At 63.7% G+C, this 16,375-nt stretch carries 15 protein-coding genes; 12 read left to right on the top strand and 3 right to left on the bottom strand.

What is annotated here, in order from left to right; genetic code table 11:
- Nucleotide 1 precedes the first annotated feature (1 nt).
- From AC2FNL_RS18610 to radC, 8 genes are read left to right on the top strand one after another with little or no spacing between them, the layout of a single operon-like run.
- On the top strand, nucleotides 2–772 hold the full coding sequence (locus AC2FNL_RS18610) for a thiazole synthase (protein ID WP_170340740.1): 771 nt from the start codon (nucleotides 2–4) through the stop codon (nucleotides 770–772).
- Nucleotides 769–1,365, top strand: coding sequence for a thiamine phosphate synthase (locus AC2FNL_RS18605; protein ID WP_496834642.1), 597 nt, complete (start codon nucleotides 769–771; stop codon nucleotides 1,363–1,365). Before AC2FNL_RS18610 ends, AC2FNL_RS18605 begins: the two co-directional genes overlap by 4 nt.
- Entirely contained in the window at nucleotides 1,362–2,324 is a 963-nt protein-coding gene (locus AC2FNL_RS18600) for a ThiF family adenylyltransferase (RefSeq protein WP_496834641.1), read from the top strand. Before AC2FNL_RS18605 ends, AC2FNL_RS18600 begins: the two co-directional genes overlap by 4 nt.
- A 20-nt stretch (nucleotides 2,325–2,344) precedes the next feature.
- Nucleotides 2,345–3,280 carry an ABC transporter substrate-binding protein gene (locus AC2FNL_RS18595; RefSeq protein ID WP_496834640.1) on the top strand — a complete coding sequence of 312 codons (936 nt, stop codon included), beginning with the start codon at nucleotides 2,345–2,347 and terminating at the stop codon, nucleotides 3,278–3,280.
- Nucleotides 3,277–3,951: a thiaminase II gene (tenA, locus tag AC2FNL_RS18590; protein ID WP_496834639.1), complete on the top strand. Its 675-nt coding sequence runs from the start codon at nucleotides 3,277–3,279 to the stop codon at nucleotides 3,949–3,951. Before AC2FNL_RS18595 ends, tenA begins: the two co-directional genes overlap by 4 nt.
- Entirely contained in the window at nucleotides 3,948–4,676 is a 729-nt protein-coding gene (locus tag AC2FNL_RS18585) for an ABC transporter ATP-binding protein (protein ID WP_093963934.1), read from the top strand. The genes tenA and AC2FNL_RS18585 overlap by 4 nt, the downstream gene beginning before the upstream one ends.
- Nucleotides 4,673–5,407: an ABC transporter permease gene (locus AC2FNL_RS18580; protein ID WP_170588182.1), complete on the top strand. Its 735-nt coding sequence runs from the start codon at nucleotides 4,673–4,675 to the stop codon at nucleotides 5,405–5,407. The genes AC2FNL_RS18585 and AC2FNL_RS18580 overlap by 4 nt, the downstream gene beginning before the upstream one ends.
- Nucleotides 5,408–5,443: 36 nt before the next feature.
- Nucleotides 5,444–6,199 (top strand): RadC family protein, encoded by a 756-nt coding sequence (radC, locus tag AC2FNL_RS18575; RefSeq protein WP_496834638.1) that lies wholly within the window; start codon nucleotides 5,444–5,446, stop codon nucleotides 6,197–6,199.
- A gap of 3 nt (nucleotides 6,200–6,202) precedes the next feature.
- On the opposite strand, the gene AC2FNL_RS18570 is transcribed toward radC, so the two are convergent.
- The 3 genes from AC2FNL_RS18570 to secA form a co-directional block, all read right to left on the bottom strand.
- Nucleotides 6,203–7,759 (bottom strand): phosphate ABC transporter substrate-binding/OmpA family protein, encoded by a 1,557-nt coding sequence (locus AC2FNL_RS18570; protein WP_496834637.1) that lies wholly within the window; start codon nucleotides 7,757–7,759, stop codon nucleotides 6,203–6,205.
- A 24-nt stretch (nucleotides 7,760–7,783) separates the two neighbouring features.
- Entirely contained in the window at nucleotides 7,784–8,701 is a 918-nt protein-coding gene (locus tag AC2FNL_RS18565; protein WP_496834636.1) for a hypothetical protein, read from the bottom strand.
- A 100-nt stretch (nucleotides 8,702–8,801) separates the two neighbouring features.
- Nucleotides 8,802–11,507, bottom strand: coding sequence for a preprotein translocase subunit SecA (gene secA, locus AC2FNL_RS18560; protein ID WP_496834635.1), 2,706 nt, complete (start codon nucleotides 11,505–11,507; stop codon nucleotides 8,802–8,804).
- 176 nt (nucleotides 11,508–11,683) lie between these two features.
- Between secA and AC2FNL_RS18555 the strand changes: the two genes are divergently transcribed.
- From AC2FNL_RS18555 to AC2FNL_RS18540, 4 genes are all read left to right on the top strand, one after another.
- On the top strand, nucleotides 11,684–12,532 hold the full coding sequence (locus AC2FNL_RS18555) for a peptidylprolyl isomerase (RefSeq protein WP_496834634.1): 849 nt from the start codon (nucleotides 11,684–11,686) through the stop codon (nucleotides 12,530–12,532).
- A 6-nt stretch (nucleotides 12,533–12,538) separates the two neighbouring features.
- The gene (argJ, locus tag AC2FNL_RS18550) at nucleotides 12,539–13,765 is read left to right on the top strand and encodes a bifunctional glutamate N-acetyltransferase/amino-acid acetyltransferase ArgJ (protein ID WP_496834633.1); all 1,227 of its coding nucleotides are present in this window, start codon (nucleotides 12,539–12,541) and stop codon (nucleotides 13,763–13,765) included.
- A gap of 55 nt (nucleotides 13,766–13,820) precedes the next feature.
- Complete coding sequence (gene mutT, locus AC2FNL_RS18545) at nucleotides 13,821–14,219, top strand: 8-oxo-dGTP diphosphatase MutT (RefSeq protein WP_093964374.1); 399 nt, start codon at nucleotides 13,821–13,823, stop codon at nucleotides 14,217–14,219.
- 173 nt (nucleotides 14,220–14,392) lie between these two features.
- Nucleotides 14,393–16,336, top strand: a complete 1,944-nt coding sequence (locus AC2FNL_RS18540; RefSeq protein ID WP_496834691.1) for an AMP-binding protein — start codon at nucleotides 14,393–14,395, stop codon at nucleotides 16,334–16,336.
- Nucleotides 16,337–16,375 lie beyond the last annotated feature (39 nt).

Here is a 16,375-nt window from a genome sequence, read left to right as displayed (position 1 = left end):
GATGAAAACGTTTTACGGCACCGAACTGCCCAACCCGCTGATGTTGGGCACCGCGCAATATCCCAGCCCGGCGATCCTGGAACAGGCCTTCCGAGCCAGCGGCGCGGGCGTGGCCACGGTGTCATTGCGGCGCGAGGGCGCGGGCGGGGCGGGTCAGGCGTTCTGGTCGATGATCCGCGATCTGGGCGTGCTGATCCTGCCCAACACCGCCGGTTGTCACACGGTCAAAGAGGCCGTCACCACCGCCCACATGGCGCGCGAGGTGTTCGACACACCGTGGATCAAGCTGGAACTGATCGGCCACACCGACAGCCTGCAACCCGACGTGTTCCAACTGGTCGAAGCCGCGCGCATTCTGACCGACGAAGGGTTCCAGGTGTTTCCCTACACCACCGAAGACCTGATCGTGGCCGAACGTCTGCTGGCGGCCGGGTGCCAGGTGCTGATGCCCTGGGGCGCGCCGATCGGGTCGGGGCGGGGTTTGAACAACGAATACGCCCTGCGCGCGATGCGGGCCGAGTTTCCGGACGTGCCGCTGGTGGTGGATGCGGGCATCGGCCTGCCCAGCCACGCCGCCCACGCGATGGAGCTGGGCTATGATGCGGTGCTGCTGAACACCGCCGTTGCCCGCGCGGGCGATCCGGTGGCGATGGCGCAGGCCATGGCGCTGGCGGTGCAGGCCGGGCAATTGGCGCATCAGGCCGACCCGATCGAGCCGCGCGACATGGCCGAAGCCTCGACCCCGGTGATCGGAAAGGCCTTTCTGTCATGACGCTCGACCGCCTCTATCCGATCTTCGATCATGCTGACTGGTTGCGGCGGATGCTGCCGTTGGGCGTGAAGCTGGTGCAACTGCGCATCAAGGACCAGCCCGACGCCGTGCTGCGCGCGGAGATCGCCACCGCCCAAGCCCTGTGCCGCGACCATGGCGCTGTGCTTGTGGTGAACGACTATTGGCAGGTGGCCATCGACGCGGGCTGCGACTGGATCCACCTGGGGCAGGAAGATCTGGACGACGCCGATCTGCCCGCCATCCGCAAGGCCGGCTTGAAACTGGGCGTTTCGACCCATGACGATGACGAGCTTGAGCGCGTGTTGGCGATGGACCCGGACTATGTGGCCTTGGGGCCGGTCTACCCGACCATCCTGAAAAAGATGAAATGGCACCAACAGGGCCTGCCGCGTGTGACCGAGTGGAAACGGCGCGTGGGCGATATCCCCCTGGTCGGCATCGGCGGCATGAGCGTCGAGCGCGCGCCGGGCGTGTTTCAGGCCGGGGCCGACATCGTCTCCGTCGTCACCGACATTACCCTGAACCCCGACCCCGAAGGCAGGGTGCGCCAGTGGATCGAGGTCACGCGATGAGCCGCTATGCCCGCCAGATGATCCTGCCCGAGGTCGGGGCCGAGGGGCAGAACCGCCTTGCCCGCGCGCGGGTTCTTGTTGTGGGCGCCGGGGGGCTGGCCGCGCCCGTGCTGCCGCTGCTGGCCGGGGCCGGGGCGGGGCATCTGACCATCGTCGATCCCGATACGGTGGACCTGTCGAACCTGCATCGCCAGACGCTGTTCACACAGGGTGATTGCGGTCGCCTCAAGGCCGAAGTTGCCGCCGAACGCTGCCGGGCGCTGAATGGTGAGATCACCGTTGAAGCGCGAAAACAGGCTCTAACACCGGCAAATGCTGCTGATCTGGTGGCCGAGGTCGACCTGGTTCTGGACTGCGCCGACAGCTATGCGGCCAGCTATACGCTGTCGGATACCTGCCTGGCGCAGGGTAAACCGCTGATCAGCGCCTCGGTCCTGGGTCTGTCGGGTTATGTCGGCGGGTTCTGCGGCGGCGCGCCGTCTCTGCGCGCTGTATTCCCCGATGCGCCCGACAGCGGGGCCAGCTGCGCCACCGCAGGCGTTCTGGGCCCGGTCGTGGGCATGATCGGCGCGATGCAGGCGCAGATGGCGCTGGGCGTGATCCTGGGCCTCGATCCCTCGCCGCTGGGCCAGATGGTGCAGGTGGACGGGCGCAGTTGCACCAGCAGCGGCTTCCGCTTTGACACCGCGCCGGAACCGGACGGCCATTTCCCCTTTGTTGCCCCCTCGCAACTGACCCCGAACGACCTGGTTGTCGATCTGCGCAGCGTCGATGAGGCGCCCGAAGCGATCCACCCCAACGCCCGCCGACTGACGGTCGAAGCGCTGAAAACAGACCCTAACAAGGAAAAAACGCTGGCCCTCTGCTGTGCCACCGGGCTGCGCGCCTGGCGCGCGGCCGAGGAACTCCACCCCCATTGGCCCGGCCGGATCGTTCTGGTCGCCGCTGCAACGTCGTGAAGCAAAAGGAAACGCAGACCATGAAGAAACTGATCACCGCCCTTGCCCTGCTGGCCGCCGCGCCTGCCTGGGCCGAGGACAAGATGACCGTCCTGTTGGACTGGTTCGTGAACCCCGACCACGGGCCGATCATCGTGGCGCAGGAAAACGGCTATTTCGCCGAACAGGGACTTGAGGTCGAAATTGTCCCGCCTGCCGATCCGTCGGCTCCGCCGCGCCTTGTGGCCGCCGGTCAGGCCGATCTGGCCGTGTCCTACCAGCCGCAGCTGCATCTGCAGATCCACGAGGGCCTGCCGCTGAAACGTGTCGGCACGCTGGTCGCCACGCCGCTGAACTGCCTTCTGGTGCTCGAGGATGGCCCGATCAAAACGCTGGCCGACCTCAAGGGCAAGAAGATCGGCTTTTCGGTCGCCGGCGTCGAAGAGGCGATCCTGACCGCGATGCTGAACGCGCATGGCGTGTCGCTGGACGATATCGAGATGATCAACGTCAACTTCTCGCTGTCGCCGTCGCTGATGACGGGGCAAGTGGACGCCGTGATCGGCGCCTTCCGTAATTTCGAACTGAACCAGATGGATATCGAAGGCGTTCCGGGCCGCTGCTTCTACATCGAGGAAGAAGGCGTGCCGCCCTATGACGAGCTGATCTATGTGGCCAACCCCGAAACGATGGACAAGGACATGATTGCCCGCTTCCTGGCCGCAACCGAGAAGGCCACGCAGTTCATCGTGAACAATCCGGAAAAAAGCTGGGAGATCTTCGCCGCCACCTCGCCCGAGTTGCAGGACGAGCTGAACGCCCGCGCCTGGGTCGATACCCTGCCGCGTTTCGCCCTGCGCCCAGCAGGCTTTGATGCCGGCCGCTATGCCCGGTTCGAGGCCTTCCTGAAAGACTCCGGCATGATTGACAGCATCAACCCGGTCAGCGCCATCACCATCGACGTGACCGCGCAATGAGCGACTACGGCAAAGCCTTCGCGCTGATGCGCGACGCGGCACAGGGGCCGTGGCGGGACTATACCCGCCACGCCTTTGTCGAAGGGCTGAAGGACGGCACCCTGCCGCGTGCGGCCTTTCTGCATTACCTGCGGCAGGATTACGTGTTCCTGATCCATTTCTCGCGCGCTTGGGCGCTGGCGGTGGTGAAATCCGAAACCCATGCCGAGATGCTGGCTGCGTCCCGCACGGTGAACGGTCTGATCAGCGAAGAGATGCAGCTGCATATCGGCATTTGCGAGGCCGAGGGCATCAGCCAGGACGAGTTGTTCGCCACACCCGAACGCGCCGAGAACCTGGCCTATACCCGCTATGTGCTCGAGGCGGGCTTTAGCGGTGATCTGCTGGACCTGTTGGCGGCGCTGGCGCCCTGCGTGATGGGATACGGGGAAATCGGTACCCGGCTGGCAGCCGAGGCCACCTCGGACACCTATCGCGACTGGATCGACGCCTATTCCAGCAGTGAATATCAGGAAGCCTGTCAGGCTGTGGGTGAACTGCTGGATTCGGCTCTGATACGGCGACTTGGGGCGGATTTCCGTACCACACCGCGTTGGGGTCGTCTGTGCCAGACCTTCCGCACCGCGACTGAGCTCGAGGTGAATTTCTGGCAGATGGGCCTGACCCCATGACCCCGCCTCCCGATCTGACCATCAGCGGACAGGCCAGTATCGACGGCGCGCCCTTGTTCGCGCCGCTGACCCTGTCGCTGAAGGCCGGGCAGTGGACCTGTCTGCTGGGCGGATCGGGGGTCGGCAAGACCACGGTTTTGCGTCTGATCGCCGGGTTGGCGACCGGGGCCGAATTCACCGGCGAAATCCGCGCCAGCGACGGGCTGCCGGTGGCCGAGCGCGTGGCCTACATGGCGCAGGACGATCTGCTGCTGCCCTGGGCCACGGTCGCGCAGAACGTGGCGCTGGGCGCGCGGCTGCGCGGCGAACGGGTCGATCAGGACCGCCGCGCCCGGCTGATTGCGCGGATGCGGCTGCAGGACCACATGACCAAGAAGCCCTCGGAACTGTCCGGCGGGCAGCGTCAGCGCGTGGCATTGGCCCGCACCCTGATGGAGGACAAGCCGATCATCCTGCTGGACGAGCCGTTCTCGGCGCTGGATGCGCGCACCCGCGCCGACATGCAGGATCTGGCCGCCGAGGCGTTGCAGGGCCGGACCGTTCTGCTGGTCACCCATGACCCTGCCGAGGCCGCGCGTCTGGGGCAGTCGATCATGGTGATGACGCGACACGGCCTGACCCCATGCCAACCGCCTCATGCACCGGCCCCGCGGAAGGTGGACGATCTCGAGACGCTGGAAACGCAGGGCGCGCTGCTGAAACTGCTGCGCGAGGAAGTGGCATGAAGACGCTCTCGGTCCTTGCCGCGACCCTGTTTGCGCTGGCCATCTGGCAGGCGATCGTCACCCTGACCGGCCTGCCGAAATTCATCCTGCCCGGCCCGGCATTGGTGGCAGAGACCTGGTGGCAGAACCGCTGGCTGATCGCCGAACACACCTGGATCACCGCCATCGAGGTGTTGATCGGTCTGGCCTGCGGCACTGTGCTGGGTGTCATCACCGCGCTACAGCTGGCCAATTCCCGCGCCGCGCGGGTGCTGGTGCAGCCGATGCTGGTGTTCACCCAGGCGCTGCCGGTTTTTGCGCTGGCGCCGCTGCTCACCCTGTGGCTGGGCTATGGGCTGTGGTCCAAGGTCGCGATGGCGGTGCTGATCATCTATTTCCCCATCACCTCGTCGTTTTTTGACGGGCTGATGCGCACGCCGCCCGGCTATCTGGACCTGGCCCGCACCATGCAGGCCAGCCCGCGCAGCGTGCTGTGGCATATCCGCATCCCGGCGGCGCTGCCCTCGCTGGCTTCGGGGATGCGGCTGGCGGCGGTCTATGCTCCGATCGGGGCCGTGATCGGTGAATGGGTCGGCTCGTCGCAGGGGCTGGGATACCTGATGCTGCTGGCCAATGGCCGCGCCAAGACCGACCTGATGTTTGCCGCGATGCTGACGCTGGGGGTGTTCTCGATCCTTCTGCACCTGGCAGTGCGCCGCGCCACGGCCCGCATGGCCGGTGAGGCGCGTTAACCATTCGGAAACCGATTCTGGGGCAATCATGGGTTTATGACCGATGACGCCTTTGCCGAAGCCCCATCACTGTTCGAAACTGACGAAGCGCAGGTCACACCGCTGCCTGAGGGTCGGCTGCCCTCGTACATCAAGGACCACCGCCAACGCCTGCGCGAACGGTTCATGTCGGGCGGCGCGGGGGCGATGCCGGATTACGAGCTGCTGGAACTGGTCCTGTTCCGCTCGATCCCCCGGCAGGACATGAAACCGCTGGCGCGGCGGCTGCTGGACGCGTTCGGCGACTTCAACCGGGTGCTGACCGCCCCTGTGGAACGCCTGCGCCAGATCAAGGGCGTGGGCGATACCGTCATCACCGATCTCAAGATCCTCGAGGCCTGCGCCCATCGCATGGCCCGCGCCCGGGTGATGCAGCGGCATGTGATCTCCAGCTGGGATGCGCTGCTGGACTATTGCCACACCACCATGGCGCATCGCGAGATCGAGCAGTTCCGCGTGTTCTATCTGGACCGCAAGAACGTGCTGATCGCGGATGAGGAGCAGGCCAAGGGTACCGTCGATCACGTACCCGTCTACCCGCGCGAGGTCGCCAAACGCGCGTTGGAGCTGAACGCCTCGGCGCTGATCCTGGTGCACAATCATCCGTCGGGCGATCCGACCCCCTCGCAATCGGATATCGACATGACCAACCGCATCAACGATGCCTGCGCTGCACTGGGGCTGACCTTGCACGACCACCTGATCATCGGCAAATCGACCGAGCTGAGCTTCCGCTCGGAAGGTTATCTCTGACCGCTAGCGCACCCAGACTTCGACACGACGGTTGGCCTTGCGGCCCCATTCCGTGTCGTCGCAGGCCATGGGCATGGCTTCACCGAAACCTTCGACGGCGATCTCGACGGTTTCTGGGACTGCGGTCTCGATCGCGGCAAGGATCGCGTTTCGCACGGTCTGTGCGCGCCGCAAGGCGATGCGGGCATTGGTTTCCGCAGCACCGTCCCCGTCACTGAAACCGACGAAGACAAGTTTGCGCCCGTCGTACTGGCCCGATTCAAGCGCCTGCGCCATTTGCAGGATGTTCGACCGCGACTGCGCGTCTGGCCGCGACGATCCCGGCTCGAACCGGAAAGACACCGACAGGCGCGACAGCGGGCGCAGAGTTTCGATCATCCGTTGCAGTTCTTCCAGACCCACCTCGGACCCGCCCGAGGTGATGGCGTTGGCCAACCGGTCGCCCTGAAGCCCAAGACGTACCAGTTCGTGGGACTGGTCGACTAAACCGGCTTGCCGGATGACCATCTGTGCCTCAGGGCTTTGGACATAGGCCAGAAACTGACGGGCGATCTTCGGCAGGCGCCGCTGCGGCAGATACAGGAACATCGGCAGGGTCAGCGGATAGTCCTCGGTCTTGATGGCGGCGCGCGTGGCGCGCAATGCGTGACCGCATCCGCCGGCCAGCGGCAGACTGCGCACGTTTTGCGGGTCAGCGTGGCTGACGATACCGAGTGCGAACGGATCGCGCGCAACCGCTGCTGCCAGTTCCGCGCTGCGGGTGTGGCGGATCACGTCCTCATGCGCCTGCACACCGGCTGGCTGCATCACCTGGTCTTGCACGGCCTGACCAACACCGGTTGTCACATCCGGCAGATGAACGGCGATGGGGGCATCCGGGCCACCGAGCTGTGCCCAGTTGGCGACCTCGCCATTTAGGACCCGCGCCAGGTCCGAAACCGAGATCTGCCGGATCGGATTGTCCAATGAGACCACTGGCACCAGCGCGCCAAGCGCCACCACCCGCGACCGGCGCGGTCGCGACAGGTCGCCCAGACCGTTTTCCTGCGCCGCCGCCGCCTCCTGCGGGCGGATTTCGCGCATCGCCAAAGCGATGTCTGCCTGATCGGCGGTCAGATCGGCAAAACCGCGGTCGGTGTCCGAAACGCGCAGGAAAAACCGCGCCAAAGGCGCGGTCCGATCCGGCTGCGTCAAGGCAAAGACAAGCTGCGCAGGGTCTGTGCCTTCGCTTAGCACGTTCAGGTTTTCTCGTTGCGCAAAGCCTTCGATCAACGCCGGAAGTAGGGATTCGGCCATCACCGATGCGCCAGAGAAGTGCACTTCGGCCACAAAGTCGATCAGGTTGGGGCAAGCCGGACCGTCGCAGGTAACGCCGGATCCATCCACCGTCAGTTCGCCGAACTGGGTGTCCACACGGTAGAACTCACCATCAAACCCCAACAGGTTCCCTGTGATCTCGACCTTGCCGTCATGCGAGGTCAGCGTGATGTCCTGAGCGAGGGCGCCTGAAGCGCCAGCCATCAACGACAACATCGTCATCGTCGCGCGAAGATACTTCATAAAGACCTGTTGACCTGCCTGCCGTTACTTTGCGGCGATTGTCAGGTCTTGGAACAGATTATTCAACACCAGAAAGTCCTGTCCGCTGTCGCAGGCCGGCAGGGTGATCGACAGCTCTCGCGACCGGAGCCCCTGATCGTCCAGCAACTCGAGCACTTGCAGATCCAGGTCCTGTCCACAATTCCGAGGAGTCACTTCGGCCTCGACGCTCAGGGCGACGGTGCCATTTGCGTCGGCCGCGTTGCGGGGGATCGAATAGATCTCGACACTGCGCGCGCCGGCCATGCCGAAATGGACAACGTGCCCGGTGCCGGAACTGCTGGCGTTTGACCAGACATGCCCGGCTTCGCCATAGGATGCACCGAACTCCAACGCGTGCAGTTGCAATTCGGTGTCCCCCGTCCATTGCAGCGCAACGCGGTCATAGTCTGAAAAATCAGGAATGTGAGTGGTGGCGACAGTGCCGCGCTGGTTTCTGAACGAGATCAGGAAAATGGCATATTCCGACAGGGCGGGAATGGACAGGTCCAGACGGCCGTCCTTGTCGGTTCGGGCGCTGAACGTCATGCCGCTGTGGTGCAGCTCGACGGTTTCATCGGGGTTGCAGGGGGCCTTCAAGGTCAAACGTGCTGTCGCGTTGGGGGCTGCCATTGCGCGGGCCCGGAGATCGCAGTTGACCTGCGCCTGAGGAACGGCAGGCTCTGCCCGAGGCGGAACCTTGGCCGAGGGTTCGGGGGCCGTGGACGCGGTCGGCGTTGCCGAGGTCAGCACGATTCCTTCCAGCCCGGCAATCACGGTGCCTTCACCAGACGGCTGGATCATCGCCTGGCGTGTTTCCTGCACGTCCGGCTGCGAGGCCGGTCCGTTCTGCATCAGGTAGCCGATGGCCAAGGCGCATGCGACCGTGCCACCTGTGGTCACGTAGTTCCGTATTACAAACAAGACACCCTCCCCAGTTGAAGGAGCGAGTCGGAGAGTGCTTAACAATCGCGGCTAATATGTGGCCGCGACGCGGACTCATTATGTCGGGAATCTGACCGGATCAGGCAAGCCGACCATGGCAGTGCTTGAATTTCTTGCCGGACCCGCAGGGGCAGGGATCGTTGCGCGACGGGTTACCCCAGGTTGACGGGTCGTCCTCGACAAAGCCGGGCCGCGCATCGCCCGAGGCCTGAGCCTCGGCCACCGCCTCGGCCTGTTCGGCGGCTTTCTTGATCTGGGCCTGCTGCGCCTGCATCTGTGCCAGCATCTCGCGCTGCTCTTCTTCGGTCAGCGGGCGGACGCGGGCCAGTTGCTGGGTGACCGTTTCGCGCAGACTGTCGAGCATGTTCTCGAACAGCTGGAAGCTTTCGGTCTTGTATTCGTTCAGCGGATCGCGCTGGGCGTAGCCGCGAAAGCCCACGACCGAGCGCAGATGTTCCAAGGTCAGCAAGTGCTCGCGCCATTTGCTGTCGATGGTCTGCAGCAGCACCTGCTTTTCGATGTTGCGCATGTTCTCGGGGCCGAAGGCGGCGGCCTTCTGGGCCATCATCTCGTCGGTGGCCTTGATCAGGCGCTCGCGAACCACGTCGTCGTCGACCCCATCCTCGGCCGCCCATTCCTGAACCGGAACATCAATGTTCAGCTTTTCCTTGAGGGCCGCGTGCAGCCCGTCGGTGTCCCACTGGTCGGCGTAGGTTTTGGGCGGCATGTACTGGTCGATCAGATCGTCGATGACCTGTTCGCGCATGTCCGAAACGATTTCGGACAGATCGTCGGTCGACATGATTTCGCGGCGCTGGCTGAAGATCACCTTGCGCTGATCGTTCATCACGTCGTCGAACTTGAGAACGTTCTTGCGCATGTCGAAGTTGCGGCCTTCGACCTTGGCCTGCGCGCGTTCGAGCGATTTGTTCACCCAGGGATGGACGATCGCTTCGCCTTCTTTCATGCCCAGAGTGGTCAGAACCTTGTCCAGCCGTTCCGAGCCGAAGATGCGCATCAGGTCGTCTTCAAGGCTCAGGAAGAACACGGTGCGGCCCGGGTCGCCCTGACGGCCCGAACGGCCGCGCAGCTGGTTGTCGATGCGGCGGCTTTCATGCCGTTCCGAAGCCAGAACGAACAGGCCGCCGGCCTCCAGAACCTTCTGCTTTTCCTCGGCGTGGCGCGCCTCCTCCCGGGCGCGCAGTTCGGCCGGGTCGGTATCGGGGTTCTCGGCCAGCGCCTGCATGACGCTCATTTCCACGTTGCCGCCCAGCTGGATGTCGGTGCCGCGGCCGGCCATGTTGGTGGCGATGGTCACCGCGCCCAGACGCCCGGCCTCGGCCACGATCTGGGCTTCCTGCTCGTGCTGGCGGGCGTTCAGGACATTGTGCTTGATGCCTTCCTTGGTCAGCATCTCGCTGAGCATCTCGGACTTCTCGATCGAGGTCGTGCCCACCAGAACCGGCTGGCCTTTGGCGTTGGCCTTCTTGATCTCTTCGATCATGGCCGCGTATTTCTCGGCCGCGGTGCGATAGACCTGATCGTCCTCGTCGGCACGGGCGATCGGCTTGTTGGTCGGCACTTCGACTACGCCCAGGCCATAGATTTCGGCGAATTCCTCGGCCTCGGTCAGGGCGGTACCGGTCATGCCGGCCAGCTTGTCATAGAGGCGGAAATAGTTCTGGAAAGTCACGCTGGCCAAAGTCACGTTTTCGGGCTGGATCGGCGCGCCTTCCTTGGCTTCGATCGCCTGGTGCAGGCCTTCGGACAGCCGGCGACCCGGCATCATGCGCCCGGTGAATTCGTCGATCAGGACGACGTTGCCGTCGCGCACGATGTAGTCCTTGTCGCGCTGGAACAGCTTGTGCGCACGCAGGCCCTGATTGACGTGGTGCACCACCGTGGTGCTTTCGGGGTCGTACAGGGACTGGCCTTCGGGCAGCAGGCCACTGGCGTGCAGCTGCTCTTCGAGGAACTCGTTGCCTTCATCGGTGAAGGTCACGCTGCGCGACTTCTCGTCGATCGTATAGTGATCGTCCTGCAGGGACGGGATCAGACCGTCGATGGCCGTGTAGAGATCGGACCGGTCCTGAGATGGACCCGAGATGATCAGAGGGGTCCGTGCCTCGTCGATCAGAATCGAGTCGACCTCGTCCACGATCGCGAAATTGTGGTGCTTTTGGTAGACCTCGTTCAGATCCGCCTTCATGTTGTCGCGCAGATAGTCGAAGCCCAGCTCGTTGTTGGTGGCATAGGTGATGTCACGGGCATAGGCCGCTTTTTTCTCGGCATCGGGCTGGCCCGACCAGATCACGCCGGTGGTCATACCCAACGCGCCGAACACGTTGCTCATCCATTCGGCGTCACGCTTTGCCAGGTATTCGTTGACCGTGACGATATGCACGCCCTTTCCGGTCAGTGCGTTCAGATAGGCGGGGAAGGTGGCGACCAGGGTCTTGCCTTCGCCGGTCTTCATCTCGGCGATATTGCCCTGATGCAGGAAGATGCCGCCCATGAGCTGCACGTCAAAGGCCCGCAGACCCAGCGCGCGCTTGGCGCCTTCACGAACGTTGGCGAAGGCCTCGGGCAGCAGGTCGTCCAGGCTCTCGCCCTCATTGGCCCGCTTGCGCAGCTCTTCGGTCTTGGTTTTCAGATCGTCATCCGAGAGTTTTTCGAACTCCGGCTCCAGCGCGTTGATCTTTTCGACCAGCGGGCGGGTTGCCTTGATCTTGCGGTCGTTCGGTGTTCCGAACACCTTTTTGGCAAGCGTACCGAGTCCCAGCATGTTCACTCCAGCGGATCTTTTCTTGTCTTGGTTGCGACAGGCTTGCCCACCTTGCGCGCAACCCATAGATAGCTGGGAGGAAAAGATGGTCCTGTCAAAGGCTGCAAGCGATGTAAGCGGCAGGTTCCAGAGTGTCAACGCCACGCCCTGTCGCGGCCAGAATATAGGATGAATTCATGCCCAAAGGTCTCACTTTTCTGCCATCGCTGGCTCTTGCGGCCATGATGGCCCTGCCTGTCGCCGCTGAAACCGAACCCTCTGCCGATACGGTTGTGGCGCGCGTCAACGGCGACGAGATCACTTTGGGTCACGTGATTGCCACTGCGGCTGGCCTGCCGCCGCAATATCAGCAGTTGGAAGACGAGGTCCTGTACCAGTTCATCGTCGAGCAGCTGATCCAGCAACAATTGCTCAGCCAGGAGCAGGACGAGCTGACCCGCCTGAACGCGCTGATGCTGACCAACGAAGAGCGCTCGCTGAAAGCGGTGCAGACGGTGAACCAGATCACCGATACTCAAGTGACGGACGACGCGATCCAGGCCGCCTATGACGCGCAGTTCGCCGAGTTCCAAGGCGAGGACGAGTTCAACGCTAGCCACATCCTTGTCGCGACCGAGGACGAGGCCAAAGAGATCAAGGCGCAACTGGACGACGGCGCCGATTTTGCCGAGCTGGCCAAAGAGAAATCCACCGGTCCGTCCGGCCCCAATGGCGGCGCGCTGGGCTGGTTCGGCAAGGGCCAGATGGTACCCGAGTTCGAACAGGCCGTGATCGGGCTGGAAAAAGGTCAGGTCTCGGACCCGGTGCAGACCCAGTTCGGATGGCATGTGGTGATCCTGAACGACAAACGCAAATCCGAAGCGCCCGAGTTTGCGGCGGTGCGGGATGAACTGGCTCAATCCGTCCGGCAAGAGGCCATTCAGGCCAAGATCGACGAGCTGACGCAGGCGGGAAGCGTCGAGCGCCCCGAGGTCGAGGGCCTGACCCCGGACGTGGTCCGCAAGCTGGACCTGGTTCAGGAGTAACCCGGCGTGGCCAAGATCACCAAGGTGTCTCCGCTGGCCCCCGCGGCCTTCCCTGATCTGCCGGTCATCGACGGTGTGCGGTTCGCCACCGTCGCCGCCGGGGTGCGGTATCAGGGCCGCACCGACGTGATGCTGGCGGTGCTCGATCCGGGCACCGCGATGGCGGGGGTGTTCACCCGCTCGGCCACCCGTGCGGCGCCGGTGCTGGATTGCCAGGACAAGATCGGCGGGCCCAGCGACGGGCCGGCGGCGATCCTGGTGAACTCGGGCAATGCCAACGCCTTTACCGGGCAGTACGGGCGGGCCTCGGTCGAGCAGATCACCGAAGCCGTGGCGCAGGCGACCGGTGTGGCGCAGAACCGCGTGTTCACCTCGTCCACCGGGGTGATCGGCGAGCCGCTGCCGCATGACCGGATCGTGGCCCGGCTGGACGAACTGACCGACGGCCTGCGCGCCGACGCGTTGGAAGAGGCCGCGCGGGCGATCATGACCACCGACACCTTCCCCAAAGGCGCCAGTGCGCAGGTCGAGGTTGACGGCAAAACAGTCTCTATTGCGGGGATTGCCAAAGGGTCGGGCATGATCGCGCCCGACATGGCGACGATGCTGGTCTATATCTTCACCGATGCGAAGATCGACCAACCTGCGCTGCAACGGATGCTGTCCGAGCAGACCGACCGGACTTTCAACTGCATCACCGTGGACAGCGACACCTCGACCTCGGACAGCCTGCTGCTGTGCGCGACCGGCGCTTCGGGCGTGGAGGCCACCGGCAATGCCGATTTCGCGCGGGCGCTGGAATCGGTGATGCTGGATCTGGCGCATCAGGTGGTGAAGGACGGCGAGGGCGCCACGAAGTTCGTCGAGATCCGCGTGACCGGCGCGGCCTCGGACGCGGATGCCAAGGTCCACGGGCTGGCCATCGCCAATTCACCGCTGGTCAAGACCGCCATCGCGGGCGAGGACCCGAATTGGGGCCGTGTCGTCATGGCGATCGGCAAATCCGGCGCGGCGGCCGATCGCGACACACTCAGCATTTCTTTCGGCGATATTCTTGTGGCCGAAAAAGGTTGGGTCAGCCCCAGTTATCGCGAGGAAGACGCCGCCGCCTACATGAAAGGCCAGGAACTGGTGATCGCGGTCGATCTGGGGCTGGGCGAGGGCAAGGCCACCGTCTGGACCTGCGATCTGACCCACGGGTACATCGAGATCAACGCGGATTACCGGTCGTGAAATCAGAGCTATTCCAGCAGAAGTGGAGCCCGGTTTTGCGTCCGGGATTGCGACCATGAAAACGGTTCTCGTCTCTGCCGTCGCCTTGATCGACGTGGATGGGCGGGTTCTGCTGGCGCAGCGCCCGGAAGGCAAGGCCATGGCTGGGCTGTGGGAATTTCCCGGCGGCAAGATCGAGCCGGGCGAAACCCCCGAGGCCGCCCTGATCCGCGAATTGCACGAGGAACTGGGCATCGACACTTGGGCCTCGTGCCTGGCGCCGCTGACCTTTGCCAGCCACAGCTATGACGATTTCCACCTGCTTATGCCACTGTTCGCCTGCCGCAAATGGGAGGGCATCCCGCAGTCTAAAGAGGGTCAGGCGCTGAAATGGGTGCGCGCGAATGACTTGCGGAACTACCCGATGCCGGCGGCAGATGTTCCGCTGATCCCGATCTTGCGGGATTGGTTGTAACAATTCGTAAGATTCCGGAAAACTTCACGAAAAAGTTGACGCTGATCGTCCTCCTTGTCCTTAATCGGGGCAGCGGCGCGCGGGTCTGACCCGGCGACGTCGTTCCGGCCCAAACCGGGGCCGGATGGGGAGGAGAGATAGAATTGGCTCAGACGCAGTCGGGCGCCGAGGGGATGCACTCCCTTCCGGCGCTGCTAAACCGCAATGCGACGCAGTTCGGGGATGCCCCGGCCTACCGCGAAAAGGAATTCGGGATCTGGCAATGCTGGACCTGGGCGGAAACGGCCGCCGAGATCCGCGCGTTGGCGCTGGGATTTCTGGAAATTGGCGTTGAAAAGGGCGACCATATCGCCGTGATCGGGCGCAACCGCCCGGCGCATTACTGGTCGATGGTCGCGGCCCAGATGGTGGGCGCGGTGCCGGTGCCGCTGTACCAGGACTCGGTCGCTGAAGAGATGGCCTATGTGCTGGACCATTGCGGCGCGAAATACGTGGTCTGCGGCGATCAGGAGCAGGTCGACAAGGTCATCGAGATCCAGGGCAACCTGAACCAGATCAAGCACATCCTGTATACCGACAAGCGCGGCATGCGGAAATACGACCACAGCCAGATGAACGCGCTGAGCGACATCATGGCCGAGGGGCGCGCCGGGCATCACCGGCTCGACGCCGAGTTGGACCGCCGCATCGCCGAAATCACCTATGACGACACCTGCGTGATGCTCTATACCTCGGGCACCACGGGCAAGCCCAAGGGCGTGGTTCTGTCGAACCGCAACGTGATCGAAAGCGCGAAGAACTCGGCCGAGTTCGACCACCTGACCCGGAACGAGGACATCCTGTCCTATCTGCCGATGGCCTGGGTGGGCGATTTCATCTTCTCGATCGGTCAGGCCTATTGGTGCGGGTTCTGCGTGAACTGCCCCGAAAGCGCTGACACGATGATGACCGACCTGCGTGAGATCGGTCCGACCTATTTCTTCGCCCCGCCGCGCGTGTTTGAGACCCAGCTGACCAACGTGATGATCCGGATGGAGGATGCCAGCCCGATAAAGCAGCGGATGTTCCGCTATTTCATGGATCACGCCAAGAAGGTCGGCGGGCGCATCCTGGACGGCCACTCCGTCGGCTTCATGGATCGCCTGAAATACGCGATCGGAAATGTCCTGGTTTACGGACCGCTCAAAGACACGCTGGGCTATGGCCGGTTCCGTGTCGGGTATACCGCGGGCGAGGCGATCGGGCCTGAGATTTTCGATTTCTACCGTTCTCTGGGGATCAACCTGAAGCAGCTTTATGGTCAGACCGAGGCGACGGTGTTCATCACCGTCCAGCCCGATGGCGAGGTGCGCGCCGACACCGTCGGTGTGCCTGCGCCCGATGTCGAGCTGAAGATCGCGGAGAATGGCGAGATCTTCTATCGCTCGCCCGGCGTGTTCGTTGAATACTTCAAGAACCCCGAATCCACCGCCTCGACCAAGGACCCCGAGGGCTGGGTGGCCACGGGCGACGCGGGGTTCATCGAGGAAAGCAGCGGCCATCTGCGGATCATCGACCGCGCCAAGGACGTGGGCAAGATGGCCGACGGCTCGATGTTCGCGCCGAAATATGTCGAGAACAAGCTTAAGTTCTATCCCGACATCCTCGAAGCGGTGCTGTTCGGCAATGGACGCGATCGCTGCGTGGCCTTCATCAACATCGATCTGACGGCGGTGGGCAACTGGGCCGAGCGCAACAACATCGCCTACGCGTCGTACCAGGAACTGGCGGGCCATCCGCGGGTACTGGAGACGATCCGCAGCCATGTGGAAGAGGTCAACAAGTCGGTTGCCGCCGACGAGATGCTTTCGGGTTGCCAGGTGCACCGGTTCGTAGTGCTGCACAAGGAACTGGACCCCGATGATGGTGAGATCACCCGCACCCGAAAAGTGCGCCGCAAGTTCGTCGAGGACAAATACGCCGACATCATCGCCGCGCTCTATGACGGGTCCGAGGCGGTATCGACCACGACCGAGGTGACCTATGAGGACGGGCGCAAGGGATCGATCAGCGCCACGCTGCAGATCGTCGACGTGCCCGTCGTGCCGGTGTCGCATCAGAAGGTGGCCGCGGAATGAGGCCGGTCGTGCGCCGCTCGGCCTGCGGCCATCGCCCCG

Source organism: Ruegeria sp. CRTD044 (assembly GCF_059613485.1).
This window is presented reverse-complemented; position numbering and strand designations above follow the sequence as displayed.